The organism is Paenibacillus sp. FSL K6-4396, assembly GCF_038002525.1.
Classification (GTDB): domain Bacteria; phylum Bacillota; class Bacilli; order Paenibacillales; family Paenibacillaceae; genus Paenibacillus; species Paenibacillus amylolyticus_B.
The window spans coordinates 2,914,058-2,927,708 of record NZ_JBBOCR010000001.1; the positions used below are offsets into that span (position 1 = coordinate 2,914,058).

The following is a 13,651-nucleotide window of genomic DNA, read 5'->3' on the forward strand; positions in this document are numbered from 1 at the left end:
GATGAAAGACGACTTGTATCAAATATACAATGATATCAGAACACGTAAACTAAATCCGCAAGATGCTGCCAATCAACTAACCTCTTTAATGGCGCAAAATCAACACAGCCAGACTTCCGGCGAGTCTCAGGAATCCGGGAATACGCTTCAGGCTAATACCGAGTTACATGAAAAGACACGCCGAATGTTGACTAAGGCTGTAGCTGATCAATTGAAGGTACGACCGGAGGAAATTGAAGCCGATGTGGAGCTCAGTGAGTATGGATTTGATTCCATTATGTTAACCGAACTGAGCAACTCCCTGAACAAGAACTACAGACTGAATCTGACGCCGGCCGTTTTTTTTGAACATTCAACTTTAGCGCAATTTACAGACTATGCTTTGGAAACCTATGTTGATCAATTTGCAGAACTGTGGACATCTCCTGCCGAGGCAAGAGATGTCCAGAAAACACATATTTCATCTGAATCCACAATGAAGAACAGATTTAAGTCATCCGAGAATTTCGAAATGGCTCACCATGATGAGAACGCTGAGACTTCTGAGAATGCTGGAACTTCCGTAAATGATGAGAGCTTTCATAAAGCTCAGGAAAACGCCAAGCATGGAAACTCCCGTCTGATGAGAGATACCAGCCCGCGATCTCAGGAAAGCCAATCTCGAACCCTTCAGCGAGCAGATAAGGCGATAACAACGTTTGAACCTGTTGCGATCGTAGGCATGACAGGAAGGTTTCCGATGGCAAAGGATATGGATGCGCTGTGGGAAAATTTAATCGAAGGAAGAGATTGTATCACCGAGATTCCATTGTCACGCTGGGATTGGAAGTCCATTTATGGAGATCCCCTAAAGGAATCGAATAAAACCAACATTAAATGGGGCGGATTTATAGATGGGGTGGATGAATTCGATCCTTCATTTTTTGGCATCTCCCCGCGGGAAGCGGAACTTATGGACCCACAGCAGCGTCTGCTAATGCTCTATGTATGGAAGACCATTGAGGATGCGGGCTATGCTGCTCAAAGCTTGTCTGGAAGTAACCTGGGTATATTCGTAGGCACCTCCGGAACGGGATACAGCAGTCTGATTTCCCGTTCCGGAATGGCTATTGAGGGGTATAGCTCAACCGGAATTGTTCCATCCGTAGGACCTAATCGAATGAGCTATTTTCTGAATGTACATGGTCCAAGTGAACCGATAGAGACGGCTTGTTCAAGCTCGCTAGTTGCCATCCACCGTGCAGTAACAGCGATGAGAAATGGGGATTGTGATGCAGCCATCGTTGGCGGTATTAATACCATCCTGACCCCGGAAGGACATATCAGCTTTAACCGTGCTGGGATGCTGAGTGAAGACGGACGTTGCAAAACCTTTTCCGAACAGGCTGATGGGTATGTTCGCGGTGAAGGTGTCGGCATGCTGATGCTAAAGCGGGTGAAAGATGCAGAACAAGCGGGAGATCACATCTATGGACTGATTCGGGGTACAAGCCAGAACCATGGTGGACGGGCTAACTCCTTAACGGCACCCAATCCAAAAGCACAGGCTGACCTATTGATCCAGGCCTATCGCAAAGCCGATATTGATCCAAGAACCGTCGGTTATATCGAAATCCATGGAACGGGGACACCTCTGGGTGACCCCATTGAAGTGAACGGGCTGAAGGCCGCTTTTAAAGAGCTGGCTCGTCAATCAGGAGATGAACCGCTTGGAACACCGCATTGCGGTTTGGGTTCTGTAAAGTCTCATATTGGACACCTTGAGATGGCTGCTGGTGTGGCGGGTGTCATGAAGGTATTGCTTCAGATGAAGCATCGTAAGCTCGTGCCAGGCTTGCATCTGGATCATATTAACCCCTATGTCCAATTGGACAACAGCCCGTTTTATATTGTGCGGGAAACAAGAGAGTGGGCTGTCCCGAGAGATAGCGATGGCAGGGAAATGCCTAGACGTGCGGGCGTGAGCTCCTTTGGTTTTGGCGGCGTGAACGCACATATCATTTTGGAAGAGTATATTCCGAATCGGGAGAATCATGAAAAAAATACAACAGCAATCCCCGGACAGCACCCTGCGATCGTAGTGTTGTCGGCCAGAAACGAAGCACGATTGCGTGAACAAGTGAATCAATTGCTTCTGGCCTTGCGTGAAGGAAAGTATGCAGAGAACGATTTGGCTAATATGGCCTATACGTTACAGATCGGACGCGAGCCTATGGAGGAGCGATTGGCACTGATTGTGGGAACTATGGCTGAATTGGAGACTGGCCTGACACATTACATGCATGAAGGAACAGTCACAGGTCATGACGGGATTGAAACCTACAGAGGGCAAGCCAAACGCAAGGATACACTCCTGTCACTAACAGAAGATGAGGAAATGCAGGATCTGGTCCATAAGTGGTACCTGCGTGGCAAGCTGGGCAAAGTCGCAGAGATCTGGACAAAAGGGTTCATTGTCCAATGGTCAGCCCTGTATGATGGGAAGAAACCAGCCAGAATCAGTCTGCCAACGTATCCGTTTGCCCAAGAGAAGTATTGGGTTCCTATCCCGGATTCCCGAATGCCGCGGCCATTCGAAGATGAATATTCGAACTGGGCAGGGGTTCTGCATCCCCTTGTACACAGTAACATTTCCAATTTATACTCACAGCGCTATGGCTCTATTTTTACTGGAACCGAGTCATTTTTGCAAACTTCTGCTACATCGGACAAACGGACTTTTCCCGATGTAGCCTGTATGGAAATGGCTCGTGTGGCGGCGCAGCATGCCATGGAGTCATCAGACGGGGATGGGCAATCGGTGATGGAGCTCAGATTATCCGATGTGAGGTGGGTGCAACATGACACAAACACCCTGAACACGGAGTTTCCATTACAGATTCAAATTGAGATTTACCCTGAAGAAGATCAGGAAGAACTTTTTTTCGAAATCAGCAGTGCAGGCAACAACAAGGGACGGCAGTTATTAACGTCGGGAAGAGTCTCCAGACTGGAAAGCTCTGCCTATGACCTAACAAGGTTTGACTTGCAAGCTGTACGTAAACGGTGTGAGTTGGATTCCAACCCAGCTACATCGGATGCAGATAATGCATGGTCTGGCGGGCAGACGACGGGCCGTGTGAAACAAAGTTATAAGGGGAATGGAGAAGTGCTGCTGCACATCTCCAGTTCCGTAGAAACTACAAGATCTACGAACATGATCATTGACCCGGAAATGCTGAATGACGCCATTCAAGTTGGAATGTGTGAACTTTGTGGGCAGCAGGGTCAAGTGAACCTCGGGGGAGCGTTTACATTAAAATCAGTCCATTCCTTGGAGGTTGTGCAGGATGGACAACCTGTTTGGGTATGGATTCGCCTGGGCACGGCGCCACATCATGACTCGACTGGAGCGGTTAGATCCGATCTCAGACTGGACGTAGCCATAGCCAATGATGCTGGTCAGGTTCTGGTCTGGATGGAACAAGTCACCGTGAGTGTGCCCGAGGTAGAAGGCGTAATCCTTCTGGAGCCATACTGGGAAACGGTCCCCAACCGCATGTCTTCTTCCGTACCGGTTTCCTACAGCGAACACCGGATTATTCTGTGTGGTGAGTTGACAAATTTCACGATGACCGAAATGTTGAAACAGGAAATGCCAGGGGTTTCCCTGATACAACTCGGTTCAGCAGGGACCCTTGCAGAGCGTTACGAAGCATATGTGCTTGCCCTGCTGGAGCAGTTCAAAGATGGTGAGAGCCTCCGTCATGAAGGAAGCAAATTCATTCAGGTTGTCATACCTGATGATGCAGAACAATCCAGACTCTGTACAGGGCTGTCTGGTCTGCTTCGTACCGTTCAGCTTGAACATCCGCAGGTGCGCTGCCAGCTTATTGAAATGCAGCGTGATACTTCACTGGAACAATGGCTGGAACGGCTTAAGTCCTGTGCAAATTTGCCGAATGAGGATCACTTGCGATATATGGAGAATCAACTGTACCGTGCATCATGGAAAGAACTTGTTCAGGACGTATCCGCCGAGGCAGTGAGTTCCATCGGTGAGCGTTCGAATCGGGATGGCCATGAGCATCTGCCAGCCCATCCGTGGCAAGACGGGGGCGTATACGTGATTACTGGAGGCGGCGGTGGTCTTGGAGCCATCTTTGCACAGGAGATCGCACTCAAGGCGACCGGGACAACGATTATTTTGACAGGCAGGTCTCCAGCGTTGCCAACTGCCGTCAGGCAGAGGATACAGGAACTGCCCGCCCACATTCAATATTTGACCATGGATGTAGCGGATGGAGAGAATGTTCAGACAGTGCTGGCGATGGTCCGTCATACGTATGGGAAAGTGAACGGGATTTTGCATGGCGCTGGCATTACCCGGGACCGTCTGCTTGAAAATAAAACAGGTGCAGAATGCAGAGAGGTGTTGGCATCCAAAGTTGCAGGGACGGTTTATCTGGATGAAGCAACACGGAGGGATGATCTGGATGTCATGATTTTATTTTCTTCCGGTACAGGCGTGACAGGTAACATTGGACAGGCAGACTACGCAGCAGCCAATGCTTTCATGGATCGTTATGCTGCTTATCGCAATACGCTTGTCCAACGAGGAGAGCGGACCGGACAAACGTTATCGGTGAACTGGCCTCTTTGGGAATCGGGAGGCATGCAGATCAATGAACACCAATTACGCAATTTGAAAAAACAGACGGGCATGCACCCTCTGCGTGAAGAAGAAGGAACGGCAGCCTTGTATCAGGCATTGGCAAGTGGAAGAAGTCAGGTACTGGTTGCGGCAGGTGAAGTGACCCGATTGAGACAGAAGTTTTTGTCTTCCCCCGATGCTCTTGACTCACGGAATGCGGGGGAGCCAGCAATCCCAGAGGAACAGACGGATACAGCCTGGCTTGAACATAAGGTCAGGGAAACGATGGCTTCCATGATTTCGTCACTTCTTAAGGTGCAGGTTACACAAATTGATCCCGAGGTTGAACTTGGGGAGTATGGACTTGATTCCATCATGCTGACGGAACTGACCAACACACTTAACGAGAATTTCAACATGAGTCTTACCCCGGCACTGTTTTTTGAATATTCGACGCTGCAAGCCTTCTCGCAATATGTAACACGTACCTACCAACAACAATTTTTGACGAGATTCTCATCCCAGATGGTTTCCACACAAGCGAAGAGTGGGACTGAACGAGCTGAACCTCTTGTTTTCCGACGATTTGCAAGTAAACATGCCTCGGACGTGGGAAGGATGAAACCAACGAACGTCATGGAGGATCAAGGCATTGCCATCGTAGGCATGAGCGGTATTTTCCCGAAGGCTGCTGACCCGGACGAGCTGTGGGACAATCTGGCAGCCCAGCGGGATTGCATTACGGAAATTCCTCGGTCTCGGCGGGAAAAGTATGCCAATCAAAGGGATTCTTTTAACGAGACTGGGGAGCTTGACAAGATCTGGGGAGGGTTTATTGAGGGTGTGGATCAATTTGATCCCGGATTCTTTGGTATTTCTCCCCGTGAGGCGGAACTTATGGACCCGCAGCAGCGGCTGCTAATGTTGTATGTGTGGAAAGCGATTGAAGACGCCGGATATGCTCCGCAAAGCCTTTCTGGCAGCAAGCTGGGCATATTTGTGGGAACGGCTGGTACGGGATACAGCAATCTCATCGCGTCTTCAGGTATGGCTCTGGATAGCTATACGTCTACGGGAATTGTACCTTCGGTTGGACCGAACCGGATGAGTTATTTTCTTAACGTCCATGGCCCGAGCGAGCCGATTGAAACCGCATGCTCCAGTTCGCTGGTTGCGATCCATCGCGCAGTCACGGCGATGAGGAACGGGGATTGCAATGCAGCCGTTGTAGGCGGTATTAATACCATTTTGACACCCGAAGGATATATAAGCTTAACTAAGGCAGGTATGTTGAGCAGTGATGGTCGGTGTAAAACGTTCTCCGCTCAGGCTGATGGATATGTTCGAAGTGAAGGGGTCGGCATGTTGATGATCAAACCGCTCAAGGATGCCGAGGAAGCAGGAGATCATATCTATGCCGTTATCCGTGGAACAAACGAAAACCATGGGGGTCGCGCCAATTCATTAACGGCACCCAACCCCAAAGCTCAGACGGAATTGTTATTCGAAGCGTACCAAAAAGCAGGAATTGATCCGAGAACGGTAGGTTATATCGAAACACACGGCACAGGCACTCCTTTGGGCGATCCGATCGAGGTCAATGCGCTTAAAGCGACGTTTAGGAATCTGTATGAACACACAGGGGATAGCCAAATGGGTGAGGCGCATTGCGGACTAGGCTCGGTAAAAAGCAATATAGGGCACTTGGAGATGGCTGCTGGCATTGCAGGTGTAATCAAAGTGCTGCTGCAATTAAAACATCAAAAACTGGCTCCAAATCTCCATCTGGATGAAGTGAATCCCTACGTGCAACTAGAGGACAGTCCGTTCTACCTTGTTCGTGATCTCCAAGAATGGAAGCCGATTACAAATGCGGACGGAAAGGTGATGCCAAGACGAGCGGGGGTCAGTTCGTTTGGTTTTGGTGGTTCCAATGCTCACGTCATTCTTGAAGAGTATACGGGAAAATTGGATAAAAAAGAGGCGGATCACTCAGCGGCACCTGAATATCCGGAAATGATTGTTCTGTCTGCACGGAATAAAGGTGAGCTTCAGGAGCAGGTTCGTTTGTTGCTGAAGGGATTGCAGTACAATTCATATATGGATGCTGATCTCCGCGATCTGGCCTATACGTTACAAGTGGGACGTAATGCAATGGAGGAGCGGTTGGGTGTGCTGACTTCCAGCATCGCCGATCTAAAGGAAAAGCTTAGCGTAGCACTGGATGAAGGCATGAAACAACTACCAGAAGGTTTAATGTACCAAGCGAGTCTGCATGGTGGCAGTGAAGCATTACGGTTTAACATGGACGAAGGCACAGAGGAAATCGTAAACCAATGGCTGCAAAACGGATCCTATGGAAAGGTGCTGGATCTGTGGACCAAGGGATATCCGGTTCGTTGGGAGCATTTATATAAAGATGATCCAGATAAACCTTCCAGGTTAAGCTTGCCCACGTATCCATTTGCCAAGGAAAAGTATTGGGTGTCGTATCAGTCCGTCCAAAAATTCGAATCGGGTTCCCCGGCCGAAAGACAACAATTTGGTTCTGAGAGTCAGCACATACCATCGGAAGAAGCAACGGAACTGCTTTCTTTTCAGGAAATTTGGGAAGAATCCTCTCGTCTTGACTCAGATTCGGCCAAGCTGGCGAGAGAAGATGTCAGGGGACTGATATGTCTGTTATCGGATAAAAACAAACAGTCTATCATTCGCGAAATGTTGGCTCGCCGCAGTCCGAATACCGAGGTCTATTTTGTTGAAGAGGCAGGCCCGGAGGCCGGGGAAATGGATCGGGAAGCATACTGTCAGCAATTTCGTATGATCGCCAAGCAAGGAGATCATATTGATGCGGTTCTGTATCTGTGGCCGTTGGATGATGCCCAATATTTACGTGATACAAGTCCGATTGTACACATGATTCAAGCGATGGTTATGGAGAATATACATCCCAAACGTATTTTATTGGCTGGTGAACATGCCACTGCGCTGGATCAGTGTTACCTCGACTCATGGATTGGCTTTGAACGTTCAATAGGTCTGAGTATGAAGAAGACGAAACTAACCGTATGCAGCTCGCAGGCACGACAGAACTCGGATATGTTGGCATTTGCGGACCTGTCGAACCTGCTGTGGGATGAACTTTTATCGGAATCGCCACAAAGTGTTCGTTTTGAGCAAGGACGTCGTTTGGTAAGTCGAATGAAGCAAGTTGATTTAACGAAACATGCTGATGAGTATACCCGTTATCCGAAGCCTGGACAGACTGTATTGATTACAGGTGGACTTGGCGGATTGGGTGTTATTTTCGCAAAAGTCTGGGCTTCAAAGGGAATCAATCTTGTTTTGATGGGGCGATCTCCGCTGGATGAGCTGAACAGGCAATTGCTCAAGGACCTTGGAAAAAATGGCAGTCAGGTCATATATGTTCAGGCAGATGTGAGTGAAGCGGCAGAAGTAACAACGGCTCTGCAATCCGCCAAAATGCAATGTGGCGATATCCACGGATGGATCCATGCCGCCGGAATGGAAAGTCAGGAAACCCTTCTGTCCAAAAGCGTACAAGCATTCGAACGAGTGTTACGTCCCAAGGTTAAAGGATTACTTGTGATGGATGAAGCATTGCAAAACGAACCTCTGGCTTTTCGCTGTTATTTTTCATCCTCGTCGGCGCTGCTGGGGGACTTTGGTTCCTGTGACTACGCAGTGGCCAATCGTTTTCAGATGGCGTACGCCCAGATGCAGGATCAGAATATTCGTACAATCGCCATTTTATGGCCACTTTGGAGAGAAGGCGGAATGGGCTCCAGGACGTCAGAAGGTACGGACATGTATCTGAGAACAAGTGGATTGCGTTTTCTGGAAAAGGATGAGGGGATCGCTTTTTTTGATCAGGCGATCAGACAATCCGGTACACATCAGCTTGCTCTAGCAGGAAGGCCAAGCCGGATACATCGTTTTTTGGGCTTGGACATGCCGGCTTCCAAGCAGTCTTCCCCTGGATTGCGCACGAAAGCGAGAAATCAGGATCAGGCCCAGGTAAGGAATTCACATTCACCATTAGGCAAGACTTTACAGGAATGTCTAGAACAAGAACTGAGAGGCTGGGCTGCTCAACTGTTGAAAATGGAAGCAACCAAGTTGGACCCGGACCGGAATCTGGCGGATTATGGTTTTGATTCGATCAGTCTAGCAGAATTCGCTGAGCTTATGAGCCAGCAATTCCGGCTTGAATTGTCGCCGACCGTCTTTTTTGCACATTCCACCCTGAACAAACTTTCTCAGCATCTGATCACATCCTTTTCCGAAGAAATGGAAGCAAGGTACAGCATGATGTCAACCGCATATCCAACACCAATACAAGATCACTCTCATACAGATAGAAACACCAATCCATCTGTAATGGAGCAGCTTGACGGACCAATGGAGCATCCTGTCCCTGAGCCTTCCGAACTTCACAGGGAAGAGCCTATAGCCATCATCGGCATGAGCGGAAGGTTTCCGCAGGCAGGCACCATCGAGGATTTGTGGACAAATGTTGAATCAGGTTCTTCCTGTATATCGAGATTGCCCCGCAGTCGTTGGACCTCAGAAGGCGGGAAGGATGTAACCGATGAGAATGCTGGTATTCCTGCATGGGGAGGTTATTTGGCGGATATTGATCGCTTTGATCCAATGTTTTTCCATATTTCACCGAATGAAGCAGCGATGATGGACCCCAGACAACGTCTATTCCTGGAAGAGGCATGGCATGCTCTGGAGGATGCCGGTTATATGGGGGATCGTATTCGTGGTCAGAATTGTGGTGTATATGTTGGGGTTGAAGAAGGCGAGTATGGTTATTTGACAGCAGAAAAAGGATCGATTAACGGTAATCAAAATGCCACACTTGCGGCCCGTATTGCCTATGTTCTGGATCTGAAAGGGCCCAATATGGCGATCACCGCCGCATGTTCTTCAGGGCTGGTAGCTCTTCATCAAGCGTGTCAAGCGTTAAGAAGCGGAGAGTGCGACACAGCCTTGGCCGGGGCAGTGAGTCTGATACTGTCTCCCATGCTGCACACAGCTCTCCATCGGGCAGGCATGTTATCCCCCGACGGCCAGTGCCGCGTATTTGACGAACGTGCTAACGGAATGGTGCCTGGTGAGGCTGTGACCGCGTTGATGCTCAAACCTTTGAAACAGGCCATTCAGGACGGAGATCATATTTATGGCACAATTAGAGGCAGTGGTGTTAATTATAGCGGACGAACCAATGGATTGACCGCGCCTGATCCTGAGTCACAGGCAGCGTTGATGAAAATGGTGTACAAACGGTATCGGATTGATCCACGCAGCGTGCAGTTCATCATGTCGCAAAGTGTGGGATCACCGATAGGAGATGCAATTGAGATGCAGGCATTATCCAACGTATATGGTTCTTACAACAATCAGGATATATCCGTGGCGATTGGCTCCGTAAAACCTTTAATCGGACATACCTTTGCGGCATCCGGTTTGGTTAGCCTTATAACGATGTTGATGGCCATGAGGCATAGAACAATTCCCGCTGTGCATTCCTATGAAGAGCCTAATCGGCATATCAACATGAGCATGGGCAGCAACCTCATTATCAATAAAGAAAACAGACCGTGGAGAATGCCGTTGAATGCATCAAGGATGGGAGCGATTAGCACCACAGGCATCAGTGGGACAAATGCACATGTGGTCATCGAAGAGTACGTTGCCGCGGAAACAGAGCAAAATGATGCAGTGAGCGAAGATTCGGTGGCCCAAGTTGTCATTCTGTCGGCGTTGAACAAGGAACGCTTGCAGGCCGCTGCACAGCAACTCCTGAATACAGTCATATTAAATAACGAGCTGAGCTTGAGGGATGTGGCGTATACGCTGCAAGTGGGCAGAGAAGCGATGCCGGAACGCTTGGCTCTAATTGTGAGTAATAAAAAAGAACTCATTATCGGGCTGAAGAAGTTTTTGAAAGCGGAAAAGGCAAATAAAAGCATGGTCGATTCTTGTCCGATGTTTACTGGAAGGGCAGAAGAAGACTCGGCAGTGAAGGAGCTGTTGTCAGGAAGGACTGGCGAAAAAATATTGAGAGCTTTCATGGCTGAGGGCAGCCTTGATAAAATTGCACTGTATTGGTCCAAAGGAGGCAACGTTTCATGGGAAGGTCTGCATGAAGGAAAGCCTGCTCAAATCATTTCATTGCCTGGTTATCCATTTGAAAAGAGAAGATGCTGGGTTGACCTTACTCATACTCACACTCATGCTAAATCTGTGGTCATTTCCAGCCTGGAGGAAGGGGCTCCTGATTCCGGTGTGGATGTAGCCGGGAATACATCACTGGAACACAGGATCACAGCCATCATCCTGAATCTGCTTGGCTTGGAAAGCGGTGAGATTCAGGAAGAAACACCTCTTGTGCAATATGGAATGGACTCCATCGTGTTTATCCAGTTCATTCAACGATTGCAAACCGAGCTGAATCCTGAAATCAATGCAGCAGATTTGCAACATTGTTTGACTTTGGCAGACCTCATAGCAAGTCTGACAGACAGATTAAATCAGACCCCTATGCTTCAGGGCAAGCCAACAAGTTTTAGTGTCACCGGACCGGAAGAGCAAACAAATGGCTCTTTGAAGTCGGTTGCTAAGGCATGGCCACAATTCCCCGAACTTGTTCGGCTGAATCATGCTTCTGAAGGCAGACCCATCTTCTGGTTTCATGCCGCAATGGGTGGGGTTGAAGGTTATCAGGTTATTGCATCCCGGTGTACGCGACCCTTCTACGGTATTCAGGCAAGAGGCTGGATGACTGACCGCTCTCCGTTATATGGGATCGAAGGCATGGCGATGTATTATGTGCATGTCATAAAAACCGTTCAGCCGGAAGGGCCGTATGATCTCGGTGGTTATTCTCTTGGCGGCCTGATTGCATATGAGGTGTGCAGGTTACTTCAGAATCAGGGTGACCAGGTGAACAGCATGGTGATGCTGGATTCGATCTATCTCTCTGATGAAGACGAAATGACTTCGTCGGACAAAGGTTATATTTTACAGTCCGTTAATATGTCGCTAATGTCTTCGATTCTTCATCAACCGGAGAAAATTGCAGACACGTTAATTCACCGCGATGAAATCAATATGGAATTAAGTAATGAGGATTTTCTTAAACACTTAACAGAAATTGCGAAATCCAGAGGGCTTTTCAAAAATGAGAAGCATCTGCAGCAGCTCATTGAGCAATGTGTCAAGGTTCAGCAGGCGTATCAGGCAGACCAGTACCAAGTTCAATCGCTTGCAGATCGAGATGCTGTGGCATGTTATTATTTCCGCAATCAAAGCGGACATTTCTTTGGTGAACTTGAGCCTTACTTTGTCACAGATGAAGATTGCATCGAACTGAACAACTCAACCTATTGGAGCATATGGGCGGAGAACATTCCGAATTTTAATATGTTTGACATCGATGTTTCCAACCATATGTTACTGTTGTCCAATCCCGCAAGCTCTGATCGAATAGGTGCTTTCTGCAAGCAGTTGTATTCAAATGAAGGGGTTACGGAAAAAGACATTCAATCCTTCAAAAAAAGCACCAAAGCAAAAGTCCCACGCAAGAGTTCCAAAAACCAGATCAAATAAGATCAGAAAAAAGCGTTGCTCATGAAAGAGCGACGCTTTTTTTCGATCTTACGATCTTACATAATGGTCATCTATTGTTCAAGCGGACAAGCAACCGTTGAAGACCGCGAAAGCCTACATTGGAAAGCCATTCAGGCTCATTCTGTATCCATTCCATATGGGGATACCTTGCGATTAGGCGGCTCATGGCAATCTCTGTTTCCATCATCGCCAACTGGGCACCGATGCAAGAATGAATTCCTACACCAAAGGCCAGATTCCGCGCTTCATTACGTTCAATATCAAATAGATGAGGATCGGTAAATTTTCGCGGATCATGATTGGCTGAACCGAAGCAGAACATGATCAATTCTCCCTTTTTAATCTGCTGATCTAGAATTTCCATGTCCTCAAGGGCGGTTCTTACGGTAATCTGTGCAGGGCTTTCATAGCGAAGGACTTCCTGAATGGTGCTTTTGATCAGACCCGGAGATTCTTTCAATTTCTGAAGTTGTTCCGGATGTTTCATCAGTGTAAGCATGCCATTCCCAATCAGGTTACGTGTGGTCTCATGTCCGGCGAAGAGAAGCATGGCACATTGTGCATGAATTTCTTCAATTGTCAGGTGCACACCATCATCATCAGTTGCTTCTATAAGGTAAGTAATAAAATCTTCCTGAGGATGTATTCTTCGTTCTTCAATCACATCTGTTAAATAGGCAGTCAACAGAACCAAAAGATTTTGTGCACGCGTGACATCCTCATATGTAACCGTCATGGAACCGAACAAGTGAACGAGGCTATCTGCACATTCGGCCACACGTTCATATTGTTCCTCAGGCAGACCCAGCAGTTTCATAATGACTTTGGTGGGAAGCGGGTAAGCATAATCCCGAATCAAATCCACCTCTTCTTTTCCTTCCAGTTCATCAAGAGAGTCGTCGATCAGATCCATAATGTAGGGAGCCAGATTTTTGACCGACACGGAGAAGGCCTGGGTTAACATTTTGCGATATCTGATGTGAGAAGTGCCATCCTGAAGGGACATCCACATCGAGAACAGACGAATAAACTCCAGAATTCCATAGAGCTGTTGCTCCGAAAACTGGACGGCCCAATATTGTTGTGCCGTGTTATGGGAAATGCGTGGGTCTGAAATGTACTTGTTTACGGTTTCATATCCACCGATGTACCAAAGTCCTCCATAAAGATTCACTTTGTGAATTTCGCCTTGCTGAATCAGCTGTCGATACACGTCATACGGATTACCGAAGAAGTTTTCATTATAGAATGTGGTTGGATCATTGACATCAATGACAGGCATTGACAAGTGGTTTCCTCCTTTTATCACGCGCTTTTTGAAAAATAAAGGAAATTATACAAAAATAGAGTAGCATG

2 protein-coding genes are annotated in these 13,651 nt (G+C 47.9%); one reads left to right on the forward strand and one right to left on the reverse strand.

The annotated features are described in order from the left end of the window. Position 1: 1 nt before the first annotated feature. Positions 2–12,274 (forward strand): SDR family NAD(P)-dependent oxidoreductase, encoded by a 12,273-nt coding sequence (locus tag MHB85_RS13055; RefSeq protein WP_192136425.1) that lies wholly within the window; start codon positions 2–4, stop codon positions 12,272–12,274. A gap of 67 nt (positions 12,275–12,341) precedes the next feature. Here MHB85_RS13055 and MHB85_RS13060 read toward each other — a convergent pair whose 3' ends face one another. Then, on the reverse strand, positions 12,342–13,577 hold the full coding sequence (locus MHB85_RS13060) for a cytochrome P450 (RefSeq protein ID WP_244661183.1): 1,236 nt from the start codon (positions 13,575–13,577) through the stop codon (positions 12,342–12,344). Between the last annotated feature and the right edge of the window lie 74 nt (positions 13,578–13,651).